At 40.5% G+C, this 23,647-nt stretch carries 9 protein-coding genes; 3 read left to right on the top strand and 6 right to left on the bottom strand.

Annotation, left to right across the window (positions count from 1 at the left end; translation table 11 throughout):
* Window positions 1–5 precede the first annotated feature (5 nt).
* Both WH267_RS16085 and WH267_RS16080 read right to left on the bottom strand, forming a co-directional pair.
* Entirely contained in the window at window positions 6–1,121 is a 1,116-nt protein-coding gene (locus WH267_RS16085) for an efflux RND transporter periplasmic adaptor subunit (RefSeq protein WP_340009687.1), read from the bottom strand.
* Window positions 1,122–1,200: 79 nt separating this feature from the next.
* Entirely contained in the window at window positions 1,201–1,863 is a 663-nt protein-coding gene (locus WH267_RS16080) for an FMN-dependent NADH-azoreductase (protein WP_340009685.1), read from the bottom strand.
* 76 nt (window positions 1,864–1,939) lie between these two features.
* Here WH267_RS16080 and pdxR point away from each other — a divergent pair, with 76 nt between their 5' ends.
* The 3 genes from pdxR (at window position 1,940) to WH267_RS16065 (ending at window position 4,429) form a co-directional block, all read left to right on the top strand.
* On the top strand, window positions 1,940–3,403 hold the full coding sequence (pdxR, locus tag WH267_RS16075) for a MocR-like pyridoxine biosynthesis transcription factor PdxR (RefSeq protein ID WP_340009683.1): 1,464 nt from the start codon (window positions 1,940–1,942) through the stop codon (window positions 3,401–3,403).
* An 81-nt stretch (window positions 3,404–3,484) separates the two neighbouring features.
* Complete coding sequence (locus WH267_RS16070; protein WP_340009681.1) at window positions 3,485–3,922, top strand: GNAT family N-acetyltransferase; 438 nt, start codon at window positions 3,485–3,487, stop codon at window positions 3,920–3,922.
* A 69-nt stretch (window positions 3,923–3,991) separates the two neighbouring features.
* Entirely contained in the window at window positions 3,992–4,429 is a 438-nt protein-coding gene (locus tag WH267_RS16065) for a carboxymuconolactone decarboxylase family protein (protein ID WP_340009679.1), read from the top strand.
* A gap of 666 nt (window positions 4,430–5,095) precedes the next feature.
* Here WH267_RS16065 and WH267_RS16060 read toward each other — a convergent pair.
* From WH267_RS16060 to WH267_RS16045, 4 genes are all read right to left on the bottom strand, one after another.
* On the bottom strand, window positions 5,096–5,635 hold the full coding sequence (locus WH267_RS16060) for a hypothetical protein (protein WP_340009677.1): 540 nt from the start codon (window positions 5,633–5,635) through the stop codon (window positions 5,096–5,098).
* A 65-nt stretch (window positions 5,636–5,700) separates the two neighbouring features.
* Window positions 5,701–7,854 carry a hypothetical protein gene (locus tag WH267_RS16055; protein WP_340009675.1) on the bottom strand — a complete coding sequence of 718 codons (2,154 nt, stop codon included), beginning with the start codon at window positions 7,852–7,854 and terminating at the stop codon, window positions 5,701–5,703.
* A gap of 42 nt (window positions 7,855–7,896) precedes the next feature.
* Window positions 7,897–16,062: a Tc toxin subunit A-related protein gene (locus WH267_RS16050; RefSeq protein WP_340009673.1), complete on the bottom strand. Its 8,166-nt coding sequence runs from the start codon at window positions 16,060–16,062 to the stop codon at window positions 7,897–7,899.
* 30 nt (window positions 16,063–16,092) lie between these two features.
* A complete protein-coding gene (locus WH267_RS16045; protein ID WP_340009671.1) occupies window positions 16,093–23,577 on the bottom strand; it encodes a SpvB/TcaC N-terminal domain-containing protein in 7,485 nt (2,494 codons plus the stop codon).
* Window positions 23,578–23,647 lie beyond the last annotated feature (70 nt).

Below are 23,647 nucleotides of genomic sequence, written 5' to 3'. Positions count from 1 at the left end.
TCGCCTTATTTTAATTTAATTTTTACTCCATCTTTCAAGCCTCCAATATCTGCACTCACTATTCTGTCACCAATATTTAATCCTGATGTAACAATATATTGCTGACCGGAGGGTTCTTTTTCCATAATCCGGACTTCCCTGCTTTTCACAACAGCATTACTTCCAACAACATACACAAATCTCTTTCCCTGCAAATCAAACGTTGCTTTTTGTGGAACCAAAACCGCATTATTAATTTTCTCAAATACCCGCACTCTGGCACTGTTACCACTTCGCAATACTCCTTCTTTATTGTTGAAAACTGCTCTAAAATTGATACTCCCGGTTAAAGGATCAAACTGTCCGCTAACGCTGGTAATTTTTCCTTTCTGAGAATATTCAGTTTCGTTTGCTAAAATCAAACTTACCTGAGGCAATTGATCTATCCGTTCCTGTAAACTCCCATGGAATGTTTGTTGAGTAAAATCAAAAAATTGCTTCTCGTTCATCGACAGATAAGTATGAATAGATGAAATATCAGATATGACAGTGAGTGGTTTTATGGAACTGCTGCTTACAAGAGCACCTTCTTTAAAAGGAATTAGCCCTATCACTCCGTCAAATGGGGCAACAATTTGGGTGTATCTCACATTTGCTTCTGTATTGCTTAGGTTTGATTTAGCCACTTTGAAAAGAGCTTCTTTACTTTTTAAATTATATTGAGCTGATTCTAATTCATAATTGCTAATGATACTTTCTTCTACCAGAGGCTTCACTTTTTTCACTTTCATTCCAGCATCTTTTAATTCTGCTTCGGCACGGCTTAAACCTGCAATGGCTGCTACATTCTCCTCTTTAAATTGGGGAGCATAAATACGAAACAATACTTGCCCTTTTTTCACTTTTTGTCCTTCATCCACCAATATTGCTTCTATAAAACCATCAATCTTAGGTCTTAATTCAACATCTTTTTTCCCCTGAAGCACTACCGGATAATCATTATATACTACAGCCTGCTCCCCTGCAATAGAAAGAGTTGGATAGAAGGCAACAGCTTCTTTTAAGGCCTCAGGTTCTTTTTTTTGACACGCAGATAAAAAAATTAATGAGGACAGCGCTAACATCTTTTTTACTATATTCATTTTTACCATTATAAATTGACATATAAAACCGATTAAAGAATGTTTATTCTTTAATTTAATAGACTTTAATTTTGAACAATTAGGAGAGTTTTGTTTCTATGAGGTCAATAATTCTTTGATGTGCCGAATTGATTGCTAAGTTGTACTTTTCTTTATCATTTGCCTCACCATTAAGATGTACCACATGAATATCAGAGATTCCCATGACATTGAAAACTCTCTTCAGATAATTGGTTTGAAAATCAATATGTTCATTATAACTCCCTTTTTCATAACCCTGAGATCCTCTTGTAAGTAATAAAATGACCTTTTTATTTTCTAAAAGACCTATATATGGATTTTGAATATTATCAGGATTGTATTTCCAGGTTTCGTTAACCCGTACAATCTGATCGATATAAGCTTTCAGGCTGCTTGGTATTGACCAGTTGTACATGGGTGAAGCAATAGCAATGATATCTGCATCCTTTAACTCTGTAATATATTCATCACTTCTCTTTAATGCATTAACTTCCTCCCGGTTTCTATTTTCTAAAGGTTTAAATGCAGCACTTATCCATTCTTCCGTTATATGAGGAATGTTTTGGTTTCCCAGTTCCCGAATATGAATTTTATAATTTATTTGTTTGTTTTTCCAATAATTGATAAGGGTTTCTGCCAACTTTCTACTTTGAGATCCCGCAGTTCTTGCACTCGAATTGATAACTAACAAGTTTTTCAGTTCCTTGTTTTGTGAATCCATTATGTAATTTTTTTACAAAAATAGCGGGATATTGGCTTACATTTGTATGCCAATTAATATAAAACATACAGCCCAGATGTTACCCTACAAATCCTTAATTCAAATTGACAGAGCCTCTTCTATACCTCTATACATTCAAATATGTAATTACTTTATATCCTTAATTACTGATGGTACTTTGCAGCCCTCTGAAATGTTACCCAGCACCCGTAATCTTGCTCTTTTGATTGGTGTGGACCGTAATACCATCAAATTAGCATATGAGGAATTAATCAGTCAGGGCTGGACAGAATCTGTAGAGCGGAAAGGAGTATATGTCTTATCCAGTCTGCCTGTTCTTACCCAAAAGAAGACTGATCATGTAAAAAATAAAGAAATAAAGCATGATGCATTTATATGGACCAATAAGTTCAGTCATTCAATTCTTAGCAAGAATTTTCAAAAACCCCAATTAGCAATAGATGATGGATTTCCTGATGTCCGGCTTGCTCCTATAGATGAATTAATGCGTGAGTACAGAAGTATTTCCAGGAAATTTTACGGCCGTAATTTCTTAAAATACGGGAATGCAAAAGGCTCAGAACATTTAAGAGAATCATTATGTAAGTATCTTTCTACTACCAGAGGATTAAATGTTGAAGTTGATGATATGTTGATTACTAAAGGCAGTCAGATGGGAATTTATTTGTCAGCCCAGTTACTTCTTGAACAAGGGGATCTAATAGCAGTAGGTGTATCAAACTACTCTACTGCGGATGAAATTTTTAAACAAACCGGAGCTAAGCTTCTCAGAATTCCAGTCGATGAGTATGGGATGGATCCAGATTATCTGGAACAAATACTTAAGAAAAAAAAGATAAAAGCAGTCTATTTAGTTCCCCATCATCACAGCCCAACTACAGTTACACTAAGTATGGAGCGCAGATTAAAATTTCTGAAGCTTGCTAAGGAAAATAAATTTGCAATTATTGAAGATGATTATGACTTTGATTTTCATTATACCAATAAACCGTTTTTACCCCTGGCCAGTATAGACCATAATGAAAATGTAATTTACTTAGGATCCATCACTAAAACCTTTGCCCCTGCTCTAAGAATAGGTTTTATGACAGGACCTTCCAATTTTATTCACTCAGCCACTGCTCTAAGGGAACTTATAGACAGACAGGGAGATACCATCTTAGAAGAAGCTTTTGCCTTGTTATTTAATCAGGGAGAGATGAATCGGTATTATAGAAAAGCGCTAAAGATTTACAAACAGCGCAGAGATATGTTTTGCGAATTGTTAAAGATCCATTTTTCCAACGAAATAGAATTTAAAGTTCCTGAAGGAGGGCTCGCAGTATGGTCTGTTTTTGATCATAATATCGATCTCATAAAACTGGCAGAAAATACCTTAAAAAAAGGACTTTATATTGACAACGGTTTGTTTTATAAGAATGAATTATTTTCTACCAATGGACTTAGACTGGGGTTTGCATCACTAGATGAAAAAGAGATGTCTGAAGCAGTTTCTATCTTAAAAAAAACGATCCGGTGATTGAATCTGGGCTGTATAGTATTATGAATCTGGTATGCTTAGTTGTTTCCGATGTGTTTTAATTTTACCAAAAAATAAGACATGCAAAATACTTATGAAATTAAACCTATTGAGTCAAATTCAGAAATTCAACAGTGTTTAGAAGTTGCTCTGGTCCTAAGACCTCATTTAAATAAAGACAGATGGTCTGATATTATAGCTGAAATGGTTTCGAATGAAAAATATACTTTAATGGGCATTTTTGATCATGAGAAAGTGATTGCTTTTATTGGATATCGTATCATGACTACCCTGCACAGTGGAAACATGATTTACATTGATGATTTATGTACCTTGGAAAGTTATAGAGGCAAAGGGCTTGCCAGCCAGTTATTATCACACGTCAGAACAGTAGCAGAGTATAAAAACATGGATTCCATCACTTTAGACACGGGTTTTGATAATCATACCGCCCAAAAATTATACTTTAAAAATGGCTTTAAACTTTCAGCGGTGCATTTACATTCCTATTTAAAATAATTTCTGCCCGCCATACATTGTGGCTGTTATTAAGACAGTAATACATTATACGAACTAAAAATTTGAAATATGAAAAAAAGAATTGATTTATCCAGTGTATCTTCTGCTGTTTATAAAAGAATTATGGCATTAGATAATTCCATCCAAAATTCGGAATTAGACAAAACTCATCTTGAGCTAATAAAGATCAGAGCTTCCCAAATAAATGGATGTGCTTACTGCCTCAATTTACATACTCGTGATGCCATTAATCAGGGAGAAACGGCCCAACGTATTTTCCTGTTAAATGCATGGAGAGAAACAGATTTATTCTCAGAAGAAGAACGTACTATTTTAGCAATGACGGAAGAAATAACACTGATCAGTAAAAATGGATTATCTCAGGATACTTATGAAAAGGCAGCCCAGTTGTTTCGAGAAGAATACATTGGCCTGATTATGATGGCTATTATTACCATTAATGCATGGAACAGAGTCGCAATCAGTACTCATAAACCTTTAGATTAATTCAGGCAGTAAATTAAATATCCAAAAAATGATAATACACATGTGCTAATTTTCAAAAAACAAAAGTAAACGGAATAATTGGAGGGTATCTTTTGGGAAAAATACGTTTATGTCATACTCCTTTTCTTTTGGGCTTGTTTATAGGTGTAAATGCCATTTTCCACCTGAGAAACTGCCCTTAATATAAAGCCAGGCTGTAGTCTCTTTGTCTTTATTTTTCACTTTTAAATTCTTGATTTTTCATAATAAGTTGATTAACTTTTAACTTATTTCAGGATGGGACATTTATATAAATTTTGAAATCAAAACACCTTATCTCTAGAATCAAAATATTCATATATACTTTCTATTCGCAATAAATCTTCTTTAAAAAAATTCAAAAAATCATCTGTTGGGGCTACCAGACAGGAATAAGCTATCTTCTTATCATTTTCCTTATTATTCACATCACTTAACTTATTGGTTACAAGAAGCATACTACTTAATACAGAATTTACTCTGGTAGTTCGATATTCAATTCCTGTAAATTCAAGATTTTCTGGATTTTTTTGTTTTAGTTTTCCAACTGGTGGAGAGAAAAATACTTTTTTATTAAATAATCTGTATTTTTCGATTTATATCGATTAAAAATACCATCCCTGCAAAGAATCTTTGCAGGGATGGTATTTACTCACCCCAACGATTAAATCCGGGGTTTCCGGTATCTTCCCGGGGACAGGTATCGTTTGTTAACCTTGCTTTCCTGGCCACAACACAGCCACAGGTTTTGCAGGTGCGTTTATCTTCATTTTTCTTTAAGCTGATTTTATACACTAATCGATCTGGGGCTTCTTCTAATTGATCACACGAAGCACAGGCCGCCAGTCGTTTGTTATAAACCTCTTCCGTCACGGTAGAAAAGCCAACCAAACCCCATTTCCACATCGATTTCCCTAACTTTTCAAGCAATTGCAGGTTGGTATAGCCGCTTTGCTTTTCTTCTTGTGGAACAACTGTTTTCGGACTGTATTGGGTCCGTTGGGCGAATAGCATATTCATCAATTCAGGACTTCTACGAGCTAGTAATAAATTCCGTGCATAATCCTCATCCTCAAGTGCAGCATACAACACACCGTCCGGAACAGGTTTCGACGATCCCAAAATTTCGCTAAACCGCACACAAGCCTCGCTAATGTCGGTCATTTCTTTTAGTTCATTCAATTCCATAGATTCAGGTTTTTAGTTAAAATCGCTGCCGGCAAGATTACCGGCAGCGATAGTAATCCTCTCTTTTAGATTTCAAAAGAAATAGATCGTTGTTGTAAATCAATTGTTGATCCGTTAAACGAACGAACATTCGTCGATGCAGTCAACGTATATTTAACACCACGTTTAATTTCGGCAGCAATTTCCACCACAGGAATATTGGTTTTCGCCACAACACTACCGATACGGGCATCCGGATCGAGTGTAAAATCGTGGTAACTGGAAGCCGAAGCCGGATTGACAAGATCGTTAAATTCCAATTGAATAAGTCCCATCGCGTGAATCAGACTACTGCGAACCTGTTCGATCATCATGCTGCGTTGATTTTCATCCGAAACATGAGGGAATAAAAAGTTTAGGTCGGTATTCACTGTAAAGTCCGGAGAAACCTCACCATCAGCAGTCACCACTTTGTTTTGTACCAACAAATGGAATGCGTCTTCCGATGCCGCTTCGTCAATATCCTGATTCACAAAACTAAACGCCCCTACCATTGGCGGAAATGCTTTAACATCTACAACTTTCAATCCACCGGCTGTTGGGCCACCAATTCCATCAGGTGGGAAATCCATTGCTTTACCTGCATCCAGTGCGTCGAAACGCGTATCTACTGTAGGCTGATACGGATCGTTTATATACGCCTGATTTTCGGGCGAAATATATTTAAACAACGAAGTATCCAATTGTTTAATTCCAGGATTGTACATGGTTCCGAAATTGTTCCCGAAATAAACATCCATTAGGAAACCTATACTGTAATAATCGGCCATAGCCACAGAAGTCCAGCCATTAGCCCCAGTCGGGTTCGATTTTTGAAGCGTCGAAATCATATGCGCCAATATAAACGATAATCCTTCCTGTTCCATTCCTTTTAAACGCGTTAAACCACCCGTTAACACCACATATTGCATATCCATCAGCACAAAAGCATATGCATTAGGCATTACGTTTGACTGATCATAATAGAAATTGATTTCCGGGAAAAACCCTTTAAACAAACGCAATACATATTTTATTAGCGAGCTGTTCATTCCAATATCTTCAAAACTCCAACGCGGTGCATTGTTGTACACATCCGCTGCCTGAGCATCGTCCAGATACGCTGCTGCTGTATTCGGAACATTGATCGAACGTTCGCCATGCAGATAGAATTTTTGTGGACGTTGTACTTTTTCTCTTTTTCCGTCGCTTAATGCCGTAATATGCATTACACCATAGTATTCTTTCGATAATTGCGAATACTTTTTCTCGTATTCTTCCGAACCGATTTTAGGCAATTCTTTATGATCTTCCATTGCACCCATATCGATAAGTTGACCCGAATTGGCCTGTAAGGTAAAATCGCCCGAAACAACACCTTCCGACAATAACAAGTGTCCGTCTATAACCCCATCGAAGGCAGCAGCAGTAGAAATATGGTGTACCCCACCTATATATTCTCCGATACTGATTTCGTGAATCGGCACTGCATCGCCCCACTCATTTACCAATTCGTCCACACCCGGAACCAAACGATCACTACGTTTTAATTTTCCGGTACTCATTAAAAACAACTGATCCGGAGTTACAATAATCTGACGATCGTCGTCACCATAGTGCATATATACCATGGCCGACTGATGTCCGTCTGGCCCGGTACCCATACTATACGCCACTTTTCCGGTATTCCATTTCAATGATCCTGTTGCCAGTGATGCCGTTAATACCTCATCTCCCGTTTGAAAATACTCAATCGTTTTGAATCCTGTCGGAACAGCAATTTTGGTACCGTTCGCATAACACGAACAACAACAGAAACACGTTAATGGATAATAATTACTACCTTGATTGGTACAAGCTCGCCCGCGTTTGGTACTATAATCGGATGTATTGTTGATGTTCAAGCAAACACCACTCGGATAAGGATATAGTACATTTTTAGGAACACAATCCGGAATTGGATTTCCGTTCACGTCTTTACAGTTACATAAAGCGTGTGCCTGAGGCGAAAAATCGCCGTAATCCTGACAGTGACGGTCCGGACAAATCAAGGCAAACGGTTTACTAGCGGAAAAACTATCGGATTCCAGATTGTCTTCTGTAACCTGTGCCTTTGGCCCTGTCCAGGTTACCTGATTTACTTCTTTTGCGTTAGGGTCAAGGTTCGCCCTAATTGATGTTACGCATTCTTCCCATGCCATAATTTTTAAGTTTAAAGGTTAATATTTAGTTGATGATAAATTTTATTGTTTTGTAAATACGTTAGACGTATAGTTAATAATAATGAGCAGTCCGCTTAATTTGTTCGGATCCAGTTGTTTCTTATCAGCCGTAAGCAATTCATCCGGCGTATTGGCGATCGTAAATAGAAGTTCTGCTGTTTCTGCCTCAAAAGGCCCGCTAAGAGCAACCGTTCCTACATTATTCGTTATCGGAATGCTCAGATCGCTTTTACCCGTTTGTTTTAAGGTTAAGAAGCTACCTGCCTGTTTATCGGAAACCGTTGTATTATTTTGAGTTTGCACCACCACTGTTACCGATTGTAATGCTACCTTTTTGAGGTTTGGCAGCACAATAGCATCGGTTAAACTAAACGGCATCGATTGCGTTACCGGATTCGGTTGCGGATGCATAAACTGATACCAGTTAGCACTAAAAGCCTGTTGCAATACAATTTGCTTGGCTACCTGATACGGATATGGTGGATTCTGGGATTGCAGCTGATTTTTTACATCGGTGGCAAACTGTCCCATATCTTCGTAAGCCGTATAACTGATTTTTACGATAATGTCGGATATTGAATTAAAATCGAAATGATTGGTTTCCGGCGGCAGGTTTAATTCCCATTCCGAAACAGCACCTGTTCCTTCAAACGGCAGGTACATGCTGTCGTTAAAGTTGAGCACAAACAAACCATTATCGTCCATACCTTTGGAAAGTGCGATTTTCTGGTTTGGAATCCAGTCTACACGTACATTACCCGGATCGGGATTATTAACCGGATCCATAACATATTTAACCGCATTGATTTTAGGTTGCATCACGGTATAATTTTTGGTTTGTCGCAATACCGCATTAATATTTTGGTAAGGTCCTACTACAGCAGGAATTGATACCGAGATAGTTTTGATTTTACGCAGATACTGTCCTGGGAAATCAAAATCGAACAACTGTTCCGAAAGTTTAAAACGAAGTGTTCCTTTTACTCCCGAATGAAGTCCTGTTTTAAATTCCATAAACTGTAACGGATCCAGTTGTAGCAAGGAAATCGTCTTTTCAATTTCGAAAGTACGCGTGTTTTTCAACACATAACTGCGTTCCATTTGTTGTAACGATAATAATAAAGCTTCGCCTGACAATAATCCTTTGTGAAGAGTATCCCAATAATCGAACTGAATAAACTGTTCGGTACTGTTCATCTCATTCTGATAAGCCGATTGTGCTGCCAACGCCATTCCCAGCGTAAGCTGATACGATTGGAAATAAATGGTTGATAATCGGCTGATCATCCACGAATAGAAATCCATATTCGTAAAACGGGTCGTCAGGAATTGTTCATAGGCATTCTCCTGATCAATTGTTTTTTTATGAATCACCAGATTCTGCTGGTTGATCAGTAATTGTGCATTAGCCGAATTAATTTGATCCTGAATTTGAGCCACATCATAGGTCGCCGTTTGCTGTTGCAACTTCCAATCGTCACGTCGTCTGTTATACTGAGCAGTCGTCGCAATAATTCCAGCACTCTGGTTTAAAATAGATGAAGTCGTTTGTGCAATCTGAGCACCCGCACTGATGGCATCTCCAAACTTCATCCCTCCATCGGCAAAACCAAAGATATTCGGCGCTAGATAACCGGCAACCGAAATTCCGTTAATTCCAATCGAAACCGATTCCGGATAAATGGCCGAGCCTTGTAACGAAAGGCTGGCGATTTCAAGAGCACTCAGGTTTTCGTCGTACTGCTGTTGGTAAAACTGTTCACGATTTTGAGCACTTAACAGATTTTGTTGCAAACCGGCAATGTTTTGTTTGGCTTCTTCGATCTCCTGTTCTTTAATCATTGTGTTAAGATTAAGCAGCACATTTTGCTGCGTGGCCTGTAATTTGGCCAGTGCCGAATCGTCTTTACGTTCCAGTGCGTTTAATAAACCGGATCCCAACTGACTTAATGTAGAAGCTATATTTTTTACCCGATCGATAAGATACTCAAAGCGATAAGCCGGAATAGCAGCATTTTGCGTCATAATGCTTAACGGATTACCACCGCTTGCCGCAGCACGTGCCAATAAACCAGGATCAATAGGTGGTTCGAATAATTGCAATGGTTGCGGTATCCCATTAATATTTAAGCTATTATTTATTTTATAAAGTCGGTCGATAACAGTGTCCCAGTATTGTTCGAGCTTGTCATTTTCCGGTACACAGAAATAGGCATCAATATCGTTATACGGTTGGAAACTTAATCCGCTGGAACCACTTCCAACATGATCTTCGAGGGTAATTTTAAACTGCGGTATATTGTCGCCATATTGAGCTACAATGTCGTTAAAATTCGCAGGATCCTCGGCCTGACACGGGCCAAGGTCCTCCGGTTTTGGGCCAAGTAAATTATAAGCGTAGATGTACAACATATTCGCCGTGGTATTACTCTCCCAGGTGTACTGCGAAAAATACCAGTCGCCCCATTTAATCAGGTTATCGATATATTGCATTACAATTGCTTTTTCATAGGCGCCAATACGCAAACGGGCAATAGCATGCGGATCGAACGGATACTGATTGTAAGCTGCAATTTGTTTGGCGTTCGTAATGTTTTCGAGCAACGAAGCTACCGTATGGTTCCGGAAAGGATTAAACTGCCATACGCGGCAAATATCACGCGCTACCTGATGGTTGAGCAATACGTTTTTTACCGATTGAATTTGTACCGGCTGAAGGAAAGAAAGAATCGAATCCAGATTTGTTTTGGCTGTAAATTTACTGCTCACATATCCTTCGCTATCAATCCATTTGTTGTCCAGTAAAACTCGGTAAATACGACTCGAATCGGTAACTCCTATCGTGGCACACACAAAAGAATCTGCCTCTACCAGATACGGAGCCGCCGTTGGGTCGTAAATATATTTGTACCATTTTTCAGCCTGATCAAATACCTGATTTGTCTTTAGTAAATTGGCAATATACATGGGCGCATGGAAAAACAATTCCCAATAATACAATTCATACGCCCCGTTAAAATCGACCTGTCCGCCATCGGGAGCTTCAGGAGCGATAACATATGGCTCTTCAAAACCAAACCTGTTAAAAGGCAATTCCGGATCCACCGGGATCAATTGACTTTCGAGCGACAACAGTTTGTCGACACCACCGGAAAAAATACGGGCACTAAGGTTATGAATAGCTCCCGTGGTAAGACGTATCGCTTTAAAATTATATTCGCACGCATAAGGAGTGGTGTTCAAACTTCGGAAGAATCCGATAGATGACGGATATTCTGCCTGATACAACACCTGTACCACAAAACGTACTTTTTTATCAATATCCGGTTGCCCTTTCAGAATATCGTAAAGCTCACCGGTTAACTCATTAAAATCAATATCCGTCATTAAACGGCCGTTTTTATCAAGATACCCGGCCTGCATAAGCTGATCAAAAATATTTTTAGAACCATTGGTATTAATCCCGGCACTGTCAGAAATAAAATCAGTATTATAAAACAGCGGTTGATTGGTTAATATATCCATAACCAAATCGACCTTATCGGTTTTATTCGGTTGTCCTTGCAGCATCTCATTGAGCGCCTTATTCAGATCGTTAATTGTTGTACCGCGTTCCAGTTGTCCGTCAGCTGTAAAATACCCGTAATCAATCAGATTATTATAAATCTGGCTGGATCCACTGGCATCGATACCGGCGCCCGAGGAAAGGAACGATGTTTCCAAAAACATGGTGTCGGCATTAAACAACAAATCGGAAATAAATACCGGATCTTTATCCGGATCTTCCATTAAAAACGCTTCTTTGTCGCCATAAAAAACAAAGGTTCCTACGGCGTTTTTAATCGTAAACAATCCATAATTTTTATTCCGTACATTTTGGGATAACCAGCGGGAACCACTGGCCCTGTTTACGACTCCCATTACAAACTGTGTCTTTTTAAGCTGACCAGAATCGCCATCAAAAATGCTCATCACATCGGTGCGCATTTCCGCATAATCAGAACGTCCCAGCATACCGTTATTATCGATATAACCATAATCAACCAACGTATTATAAACCGTTTTAGAACCGGCCGCATTAATACCGGCATCGGTCGAAATAAAAGAACTGTCCGTTAAAGAAGTCTGTGGTGTTGGAATGGCCGGAGTAATAATCTGTCCCGCAATATCATTATCGTAAATCGTACGGGAAGTACTAATCAGGTTCATTTGTCCCGATGTCGCGTCGATTTGTGGAGTAAACAGCTTGTTACTCTTATCACTGTCTTTTTCGAAAAACAGGATTTCGTCGGGGTTTACCAAATAACTGCTATCCAGACTATCGTTTAAAACAATTGGCTTAAACAACGGCAACTGCCCTTTATAACCCAGGTTATAGACATAATTATAGTTTTGCCCTGTTTCAAACAATTGATTTTCAAAAACCTGAACTGCCGGATTGGAATCATTCGGTGGATTATTGACCGGTTGCGGATATTGCACCGTAGTATCAATCATTGGGCCGAAGGCAATCACTAATTGTTCAAATCGATTACCGCCATTGGCAATTTCCCAGAAACTATCCTGCTGTATTTTGAGCGGATATACTTTATTCCACCAAAGACTATTGGGATCGAAGAAATTGTCTGGAAAAAGTTTATTATTTGCAGTTCTATAAACACTTGGACTAACATCGATAATATAGTCTTTTACCAGTGATTGTGCCGGTACCCATTGATTCTGGAAATTATAAAACGTATAGTTTATCGAGGCCTTCACAATATTTTCGGTAGTGGTATTCGGTGTTTTATCGATCGCAACACTTTGTTCTACCCAAAATAGGAACAGCTTATTAAAGGCATAAACCGGTGTAATTTGTACGGCATTAATGGCCAGATCAATTTTAATCCATTGCGACCAGGTACCTTCGCTCTCCCTTGTGATATAGTAATAGGTATACGGATTGGTAGCGGTGCGCGCAAACAAAAACAAGGTCGGCTGATTATCGCGGGTATCGTCAGAAACCCTACAATAATAGGCATCTACATAAACCAGTTTTGCCAGTTCTGCAAAGCCTTCCAGGTATTTCATATAAGCCGATGTTACATTGCCTTCGGTAATGTCGTTTTGCTTTAGGTCGTTTTCCAGTTGTTTAAACAGATCGGTTTTGGAGCTACGGAAAGCCGGATCGAGATAATTTTCAGGATAGAGGAAAATTTCGCGGTTGGCTTCCCATACCCGATAATTCATCATCCATTCCCACCAAACTTCAGGGATCGGTAAAAGTACCACACCGGCTTCCAGTTTCGAATGACAACGGTTCATATACAACTGAATAGCATTAAGTGCCTCTTTGATATAGGAAATTTGTGCTACATCCGACATATCCACATCAATAAGCAAATAGTCGTGTAAATCGCGTGTATTCTGGATGTAGGCAGTGGCATCGGCCGAGCGCAGGGCAAAGATAGTCGCTCCAATCAGAGCGTCTCTTTGGGCTGATGCGGTTTTACCGCCAATTTGTACGGCCAGCTGATTCCAGTCGCTTCCTACATTATATCGTGCCTGAATCGCGGTTAATAATTTGTTTTCCTGTGCTACGAATTTATCCCAGTCGGCAACACCTTTTCCGGCCAGACTAAGTAACCCCTGAAAAGCATCCAGGTTTAAGCCTGTTTTATTAAGCAATGTAATAACGGCCTGCATGCTGTACAGGCGGTCGACCTGATTGGTATATTTTAAGGCATATAATGCTGTGATTATCGATTTATCCCATCCGGTTGCTTCCGACAAAATGGCTGCGGCAACATCATTTTTGTTGCCGGTAACCGCCGTCATGTAGTCTGAAAACCGATTATTTACATCATTATAGATACCGGTAAAAAACTGGAACTGAAGTAATACAATGCTATTTGCAAACGTTAGTTTTGTGGTATCGGTAATGCCATAAGCCGCTTTACTGACAGCAATGTTATCGAGTAAATCCTGACTGACTCCCGTTTTTTCTACCCATACCAACCAACGTGAAATTAGACTTAATGCTTTTATCGCGTTGGTCGTATCGGGATTCAGGAATATAGTAAGAGGATTGGTAACAGTAAGTGCCAAAACCGATTGCGCCAATGAGGATGGAATACCGAAGAACGCACCAACCTGTTCGTAAAGTTTGATCAATTGATCGTCTTCAGAATCGGATGCCGGAATAAGTATCGGTAGTGTTTTAAGCCATGCTTCACTTTTATCGGGATAGTATAAAATGTTAACGGTTGGCGATGCAACCGCATTTACCGTATAATTGAGATCCTCTAACGTTAATCGGGTCACTGTAGCCAGTGTTTCTTTGTTGTCAATGAGTGCCGTTAGCTCATCAATTGTAAAAACCAGTTGTACTTTTCCCGATAAACTTAAAAAGCTCAGATAATCTTGGATGCTTAATTTAAAATATCCCGCCAGGCGTACATGACGCGACAAGGCCGAAATGGTTGGTACATTTAACACGATGGTTGGTGTACTCGTATATAAAGCCGAAACTAGCAACTGCAAATCGTTTTGCGAAACGCCCAAGGCCGAAGCAACACGAACCGCATTGGCCGGATTGTTTCCGCTGTTGGAAGCATATTCCCAACTTAGTGGTGTATCCAGATAGGTTTTATTAAGCGGATAGGCTACCGTTGCACTATTTTTAGGGTGGTATAAAGTGGTTTGTCCGGTATTAAACACAACGTCAAACGGTGCTGTCGACTGTGCCGGATCGTTCCCCATTCCGTAAGTTTTCAAATCAAACAAATAGGTACTTACCGTAGCGACATCGCTATTCATTCGGGTAACCAGTTGTTCTAATTTTGATACCAGTTGCAATATGCTTTCATTAATTTCCGGTGTTCCGTTATTCAAAGCATGTAAAGCCCAGTCCAGATCATCAAACGACCATTCGCTAAGCAACGTAAGGCGCAAATAGCGATTAATCTGATCCAGAGCCGTTGGCGTCAGGTTATCGATGGTATTTACCGAATCGGTATTCCCCACTACAATCGGTTTGGTTAACCCCTTATTGATAAAGAACTGGGTATTTAGTCCGGCTGTAATTTCGGTACCGGATAAATTTTGGTATAGTAAATCCTGGACTTGCGTTACCAATAAATCGGTTTGTTTAGAAAAGACTTTAAAGCTATTCAGATCGTCCAGTTTCACCACCCCAAAATAGGTTTGTAATTTCGCAGTATCTACCGTTGCCGTTTTAAGTAAATTCCAACCTTCGAGAGTTGTTTGCAATTGTTCGGCAGCCAATTGCGGTCCGGTTAGCTGTTGGCAGGCAAATACCTCGGCCAGTGTTGTTTTTAGTTCCTCGAGATAAATCCGTATGCTGCTTAACGGTTGCAAGAATGGTAAGTTAAACGGATAATACGTCGCGGCAAGCTGCTTGTACAAATCGCTCGTACTCGCAATTTTCCAACTGCTTGACAAACTTTGTTCCAAACGTTCAATGATGATTTGTAAATACGGGACAATTGTATTTGTTTTTTCGCAGGTTAGCGGTATCGTTCCCAAATCGGGACGTCTTACAGCCAATGTACTTGCATGTGGTATTGTAGCAGTATTGGGTTCGGTAATATATTTTTGTACAATACGCATCAGATCGACAAAATAGGCTGCTGGTCCCAGTACCGATTTACATTCCGGGCAATCGCAATAGTTTAGACTTCCAAACAGTTCCTGATAGCCTACCAATCCAGTAAAATACTCGGTTACCTCTTCACTTACAGATGATGTTGATATCGCTTTAGAAAGCGGCGTCGACATATTTAAAATGGCATTGGTAAGATTGGCCACATTATTGGTTACTTCAATTGCTCTCTTGTATACCTCCGATGCTACTTTGGGGCAGCCAAAAGCATCGGTATATTGTTTTACAAATACTTCTCCGCTTTGTCGGGCAATGTCGTGAGCCGAGTTTAATCCATCGAATTTTTCGTATAGAGTGACAACCCCATCAGCGGTTAATTTTTTGCCCGTTTGCGCTTCCGGATGTAAGCGTACCACCCGAGCCACTTGTTTGAGCTGTTCTACCATGTTGGTTGCGGTAGCACGCGATTTGGTTTTGGGTAGCTTTATCGAGGCTAAGGTCTCTTCCATGTGAAGATTGGCCGTTAGCAAATCTACGTCCGGATTTACTTCATAAAATTTATGAATCAGTTGTTTTACTTCCATGAGTAGTAGGTTTACTGTTTTTTAATATCATTATTCACTATCGGTATCGTAATCGTGTACCTGACTGTCAGATAACCCGAAATTTTTATAATATATTCCTGCATAGGTCGTCATACTCAGGTGTTCCTGATAAGGGCTCAACGAAAGAAGTGCCGCTACAGAATCCCAATAAGCACCTGGGTGCTGACCATAGGATGTGGTAGCAATACTATGAATCTGGAAAAACAGACTACAAGCCAGACAAGGTCGACGTGTACCACCGATATAATTGAATTGTTTTCCGGCTTCCACAATTTTGGTTTCGGCATGTTGTTCTTCATGCCCTTTAACAAATTCCAGTTTATAATCTTGATACGCTCCGTTGATCTCGGTTTCCAGTTTACCCAGATGTCGGGCTACACGTCCTGAGTAGTTTTTTTTATCCGGAACGGTAAAATTTTTAAGGGTGTCTGACAATAATTTACTGAGTTCATTTTGCTTTTTGTTGCTGGCTACATAAATCGTTTTTTCAGTATGATTGATTGCTGCCTGCACTTCGGTAAACTCCTCGTTCTGAGCTAAAAGAGCCGTGGATAAATGGCGAACCAGCAATCGTTCGGGGCTCATCCCTTTATTGGGAGCGACAATCTCCTTGGTTACTCCGGTAAATAAATTGGACTGATGGACACGTTTGGCTAATTTCATTTTGCTACCATGCTGGGAAGTTATTTTCTCTTTCACCCCTTGACTTTCTTCTTTACGAATCTTTTTGGTGACATTCAGTAATCTGGCTTTTTTAGGTGACGTTGCACCATCCGATTCATCATCTGCATCGGTTCCCGGGCTGTCGCTTAATGCAGAAGCCTTTTTTTTCTTTGTTTTTTTTGCGGCTCCTCCCTTACCACTTGCACTTAGTCCGTCAGCATCTTTCATGCTAACCGGATTACCGATACAAAAAGCATATAAATTGAGACCATCGACGCCACCGGCCGGATCGGGTTTATTCCAGCGCATCAGCCAGGGAACATAGTAGCGGTGCCCATAGTAATATAATCCGGTAGTATCGTCCCGTTCTTTTCCTGAATAACGGTAATTTTTAAGACTCACTTCCTGCTGATTCGGACCTGCAATAATAGACGTTCCGCCATATGGGAAATATTCTTCGTAACTAATAAGCAGCGCCTGATCGTCGACTTCAACCGCTACGGAATCCAGTTTGGTACAAAGCTGCCATCGGAATGAGCGGTCGCCGGTTTGTTTCTCCTTCTTATTGTCGTCGAGCTTCCAGTAATGCATAATCAATAAACAGGTTTCGCCATCCATAATGCGTAAGGTTTCGCGTTCCAGGGTGGTGGTCGTTGTATTATTGGTAACCGTTTGCTGTTGTTTTAAGGCATAGTTACCAAAGTATACCGTACTTTCTATCATGTTTACAGTACCGCCGTTTGCCATTCTTTCGCTCACTTTTCGGGTACGTTGTTCTGCACTGTCGTATACATAATAATCGGCATCATCTTCTTCTTCCGGGCGGGTAATAATAGCGGCGCGCACCAGATTTTCGCAACAGTTATAATCCAGCGCCACGGGTTTATTGATCATAATCTGACGCAAATTCCCGGAGTCGTCGTACGTAATACCGGTTAAATGATTGGAATTCACCTCAACCGGTAAATCGCGGGTCCAGGAGGCTGATTTGGCAATATGTTTTAACTGAGTTAGGTTTCCGGAATTATCGTAGGTATAGATTTCACTATAGTTTTCCAGTTTATCATAATCAGAAGGTGCAACCGAAAATTTACTTTGTTTAAAGTCGTTGTTCACCACGTTATTCTGATAGGTGTTGGCTAATATTCCGGGATGCTGATAGCCGTTTGCCGCCAACAAACGGTATAAAATATCGTAGGTATAATCCGATAGCGGCACCACCTTCTGATTGTTATAAAAAATAGTATCCCTACTTAAATCCCGTAATCTTGTAATATTACCCACAGGATCGTATACATAGGTTATGTTTTGCAACAGCGGATTTTCGCCCATAGTTACCAATCGGGTATTTTTAAGGGTGATCAATCGCTGTGTAGTCGCTTCGTAAGTACAAACCGTTGATGAATTGTTGGCAAAAACAATCCGGTTTCGTTGGTTTGAGGCGTTATATTCAATTCGTTGGATAACCGGTTTTGACTTTCCGTCCGGTAATTTCAGATCGATCGTTTCCAGTAAGCCCGATTTCGAATAGCCGCGTTGTGTTACAGTACCATCGGTTGTTGTTTCGGTTAGTAAATCGCCTACAGCATTATAGATTTGTTCGAGTGATAAAGTCTTGGGATCTAAAGGAACCTTTGCCGGATCGTTCCAATCGATAGCATCTTTATAAACGGTAGTCATCCGGCGGCTTTTCGAAATTGATTGTCCGGTAAGTGCATATCTGTTAAACGTTAAAATTCCCGATAAATCTTTTTGTTCGTACAATTTTCCGCGGAGGTTTAACGAGGCGGCATCCTGAATTTCTTCGCCATAAGTACACACCTCTACTAAAGGATATTGATCGACCGGAACAATCGGGTCGCCATCAACATATCGCTTAACCCGTAGAGTTTTCTGACGTTGTAAACGATCATAAGTAATGCGTTGGTTATACATTCTTGGTGTCCACGACCAACATAACAACCCCATGATATTGTTAAAATGAAACTCCATTCCGGCATCTGCACTTTCGGTGATCAGCGCACTTGTTTCGTTCATCTGATAGGTGTTGCGCTGATTAATATAATCTGTACCCGTAGTCGCATTCGTGTAATACAAGCGTGGATCTATTTGTATTAGCACCCGGCTTTGTATATCGGTTTCCGAGTAAGATGTTAATACACCTTGCAACAAGATAAGGGTAATCTGTTCTTTTATACCATTGAATTTCGGAGCCAACTGCAATTCAAATCCGAGTTGATAGGGTGTAAAAATTGCGGTAAGCCATCCTTCGGCAGTAATATAACCGGCAGTAACCAAAGCCTGTAAAATCTCGGCACTTGTACTGCCGGACCCGGTGGCAATGGTGTCGAATGTAGCAGCAGTAACTTTTCCCAGATTATTTGTCTGAAGCAAAAACTGCGTTCCGGTATTGTCGAAAACCTCAGTTGTGGGTGTATTATAACATTTGGCCGCCTTATCTAAAGCATTTTTTTCGTCCTGTTGTTCCTGAGTCGGATTGGCCGGATAATTAGCCATAAACGTTTTATAATAATCCGAATCCAATACCGTATCGTTTGCATCGTATGTTTTCTGTTCCCAGGCGGTAAAAGTGATCTGTGAAAAAAAACCTTTCGGATCGTCGGTACGAATTAACCGACCGAGAGAGTCATAATGCATTACCGAAGGAGGAGGCATATTCCCTTCATCAATCAATGTCTGCTGATTTTCGTAATCGGAAGTTTCACTAAAAAAAGGCAGGTATTGTTGTGCTACTAGTCCTTTATTATTGTATACGGTTCGGCCGGACGTATTCCAGCGTTCTTCGACCTCAACCAGTTTATTGTCGACATAAGCCAATCCCGGATCCACTAATTCTTTTTGTTCGATAATCCGGCCAAAACCATCTGAAAATTCAATCCGGATGCGACATTCTGAATTTTCAGCACCTTTATGAATAAAATTGGTTGCCGATAAAGATATAGCCGCCAACGGTTGTTTACGATCGGTCCAGTTGTACTCGTCGTAGAAAAAGTAAGTCAAGGCGCCTTGCATATAGTAGTCCTGTTGGTCTAAAACCGATTGTATTGTGATCGGTGCTCCATCCGGTGCTGTTGTTCGTGTTTGATATGCTGCCGGAAAACCGCCGTACGGATACAGGAGCATGCTGCCTTCCAAATCACCATTTTTAATTCCGAATAGAGATGAAACACGCACCTGTCCTAACGGGTCGTAAAGTACCTGCGACACATTACCATTAATATCCACCAACTGTTTGGGTGTACAGGTATGATAATCTAGTGTGAGTAGCTGTGTGTTTTTGATGTCGTTATCGGGATCAATATATTCTATTAATTCCACCACCTGAATGTTATACGGTGCATCGTAGCCGATCTTCCCGCAAACCGACAATTCTGAATCGGCTGCAACAAAAGGGTTGATCACTTCATTAGGCAAGAAAAACAACTCCGGTGTATCGGCTTTAAAATAAGTTTGTACCGTTCCGTTGTTCCACCAATAGCCCGTTTCTTTATCGAAAATAAATCCGGCATTGGTAACAACATCATTCGTTAATTTCCCCTTATAGGCTAAATCGATATAATTTTGGGTAAATTGTGCTGTGGCAGTATACGCCTGTAATCCCCGTGAGGCAATTGTGAGTAATGGTAAAAAATTATCTTGTGTTTCATTCCAGAAATAATTTCGGGTCCAGGAAAGCTGCAAGGCTGCAACTGTTTCTCCGGGTGATACTCCATAAGGAATGATATTTTGTAGTGCCTCTTCTATGAGGTGATTACAGTAATCGAAATCCATGTATTCCTTACCCGTTTCCAGGGCAAAGCCCGACAATTGAAACGCCTGCTCCTGGCCTACGATTCCCATCCAATACATTTCGTTTTCGTCAGCACTGATCACATCAGTCGTTGTAAAAGTCGCCAAGAGTTGTTGCTGTTCTGGATATAACGAAACGCTGTTAGTTAATGGTGTACGACGCGGCAGATAAATGACACATGCGCGTTTTACTGTACCACTTTGAGGATCTACTTCAAGTGTAAATTGTTGTTCTACCCGCGGATCGTTTGCGTTGCGTTCGTAATGATAAGCAATATGTTCCCGTGGATCGACGCGGAAAATAGCATGCTCTTCATCGGATGCCGCCTGAATCAAAGCCACCGCATAATTAGCTTGTTCTACCGCATAAGGCACACTCGATTCGGGTTGATCATCTAATCCGTAAACTTCCGTCCGGATACGGCTTCCGTTTAAGGCTACAAAAGCTTCCCGAAACGTTTTGCCATTGGCAGTATAAATATCGGTAGCAAACACATTGTCCGGAAAATAGTAGGCATTAGCATCGCCCTTAAAGAAATCTGCCCGGTATTGCTCCTGTAATGCGTCATAACTTTCAAACACTCCTGTATTAAACCATTTTTTGGTGTATACCGGAGGGACAAACAATTCTTTATTGATCTCGTTTACTGGGAACTCTTGGTTCTGAACGGTCGCGGTAAACGCTTCGTAGGTTTGTGTATCCCATGATTCTACAAAACCAAATCCGCGGAAACTTCTTTCCACAGGATCATAATATCCGTCATGATAACCAAACTCCTGAACGTAGCAAGATTGCGAAACAGTATCCGTCTGCGTAATGCGGTCGATAACCTGAACCGGAAAAAACAAACGGGTTTTCCAGGGTTTTCCGGCTTGTTCGTCTTCCAGATAAAAGCGCACCGAACTGGAATAATGCAAAGCCATTCGGCTACCGGTATTGTTATTGGTTTCGGTAAGCAAATATGGTTTTAATGTTACCATAGCGATATCCTGCGGATCGACTCCCGAAAAATTCAGGTAATAATGCCTTGGCGTATCGGTTAGTTTCGAAAAAACCAGGCAACTCGTTCCTGTTCCCAGTATATCAACAAAATGAATGCTATCTAACGGATCGAACGATTCCGGTAAAGTAATAGTAATGGCCTCCGAAAAACTATTTCCGCTTTTATTGAGAAATAGCTGAACCGTATTCCCTAATGCATATACAATATCCATAGTACCGGTTCCATTCAGATCGGCAAAATAGAATCGGGAAGCATCAAAACCGGCTTCAAAATATGGCGCATTTATTAATTGGATACGTTGCCCAAACCGACCGTATCCTAAGTTAGGCCAACAATAAACCGTTCCGTTTGCCACGGCAACCCGATGCTGTAATCCATCACCAAACAAATCGGCAAAAGTGACCGATGTTTTTCCGGAATTCTGACTTTGTAACGGGAACCCTTCCGGTGTTGGTACTTGTTGCGGTTCGCCATATCCAAAGTTTCCCAATCCGGGATAAACCGTCAGATAATCGTCTGAAGCCACTAAAAAATCCGATTTACCATTCCCACTCAAATCCACCGATTCCGTTCCGGCCAATGCGCTTGGATATTGTTCAAAAGGTTGGAACGGTTCCCAGCCCTGTCCGGTATTGGTATAATATCCGGGTGGACTGCTTACCATCAGGTCTTTAATTCCATTCCCCTGTAAATCGGTAATGACCCCCGAATCACCTACTGCAAAATCCGGTACGAGTTCCGGTTCTGAATAATGGCCACTTCCTTTCGGATTGTAATAAAACGATCCTCTATCGCGGGTATATAAAATGCCGGGTAAACCGGCGCCATTTAAATCAACCGGAAGGAAATCGCCTGTATCAAGTTTTCCGGGAATAGTCCCATTATCAGCAACAGTTAATGTACTAAACGTTGCAGTTGGTGCCACATCAAATACAGAAAAAGTAAGCTCCAGATCCGGTTTTGCTAATAATTCGTAACTGCTGTCACTTTGAATTCTGCATCCGGTAATGGTTACCTTTTTCAGGCAGGAAATCACTGCGGTCTGATCCGGTACCTTACTATAATCCGTTGTATCATAATAGGCAAGTTGCAAACGGTTTACCAGAAAAGGATTTCCGTTGTTTTCATTTTCAAAATGATGAAACAACAGTATATTTTGGCACCTGCGATAAGTGCGCAATTCGAAACCACTTCTAAACGAAGAAAACGGATCCGGTCGGCATGCCCACGGACGTACCTCAGCATAGGGGTTGGCCGCAGTTGTTGTTAAATTATCCAGTTCATGCGATCCGTAGTCAAAAATAACTTCGAAGGCAAATTTTTCTTCTTTTGAAGTATTGTAATAATTGCCGTAAAAAATACGGTCAATATAATTTCGTGTAAAGGCGCCTCGGTTTAAAATTCCGGTTTCCTGATCGTTTTCCCGTTGGTATCGAAACTGAACTTTATTTCCTTTGGGATCGGTTATCGAAACGATTTGCCAACTAAAAATCCGGGCCGCATCATCGGGATCGGCAACACGCGCCTCAGGAACGGATCCATATTCCGATACCGTATTATTGGTTGCAAATGTACGCCAGAAGCTCTCTCCAGTGGTTTGGTTTTTATGATATTCGATACGGGAATAATCATCTTCCACACGTGGAAAATAAATACAAATACTCCATATATCACCTTGTTGATCGGTTTCAGTGCGGGTCGCATTTTCTCTAGGTACCAGTTCTTTTCCGGAATAGAGAAAAATATCGGTTCCGTCATATTTGGGGATTCCCTTTTCGGTTCGGATTGTAAATTCAGGGATTTCGACATTCCATCCTACACCAAAGATACTGTTACCCGATCCGGAATTGTAGGCCAACGAAAGGGACGGTGCTAACCCGCGGCCAGCCGTTATGGGAACCGGGATTGTATAGGCTGCGGTTCCTGAAAATGAATTGGGCTGAAATGTTTCACCTATTCCTTTTATTGCTCCTCCTCCACCGGGCAGAGAAGTACCAGAGATCGATACTTTTTCCATAGCTATCATTTTGACTGATTGCAATTAAAACACGTTTAAATGCAGAACGACTTAAAACAAATAGAACCCA

Origin of the sequence: Chryseobacterium sp. MYb328, from assembly GCF_037572595.1 — a bacterium.
Classification (GTDB): Bacteria; Bacteroidota; Bacteroidia; order Flavobacteriales; family Weeksellaceae; genus Chryseobacterium; species Chryseobacterium pennae.
The sequence above is the reverse complement of the archived record's forward strand: the minus strand, read 5'-3'. Positions and strand labels throughout refer to the sequence as shown.

Excerpts from the sequence above, each read along its gene's own strand:
- WH267_RS16050 (WP_340009673.1), bottom strand. The coding sequence starts at position 16,062 with ATGGAAGTAAAACAACTGATTCATAAATTTTATGAAGTAAATCCGGAC.
- WH267_RS16045 (WP_340009671.1), bottom strand. The coding sequence starts at position 23,577 with ATGGAAAAAGTATCGATCTCTGGTACTTCTCTGCCCGGTGGAGGAGGA.
- WH267_RS16065 (WP_340009679.1), top strand. The coding sequence starts at position 3,992 with ATGAAAAAAAGAATTGATTTATCCAGTGTATCTTCTGCTGTTTATAAA.
- WH267_RS16080 (WP_340009685.1), bottom strand. The coding sequence starts at position 1,863 with ATGGATTCACAAAACAAGGAACTGAAAAACTTGTTAGTTATCAATTCG.
- WH267_RS16085 (WP_340009687.1), bottom strand. The coding sequence starts at position 1,121 with ATGAATATAGTAAAAAAGATGTTAGCGCTGTCCTCATTAATTTTTTTA.
- WH267_RS16060 (WP_340009677.1), bottom strand. The coding sequence starts at position 5,635 with ATGGAATTGAATGAACTAAAAGAAATGACCGACATTAGCGAGGCTTGT.
- WH267_RS16070 (WP_340009681.1), top strand. The coding sequence starts at position 3,485 with ATGCAAAATACTTATGAAATTAAACCTATTGAGTCAAATTCAGAAATT.
- WH267_RS16055 (WP_340009675.1), bottom strand. The coding sequence starts at position 7,854 with ATGGCATGGGAAGAATGCGTAACATCAATTAGGGCGAACCTTGACCCT.
- pdxR (WP_340009683.1), top strand. The coding sequence starts at position 1,940 with ATGTTACCCTACAAATCCTTAATTCAAATTGACAGAGCCTCTTCTATA.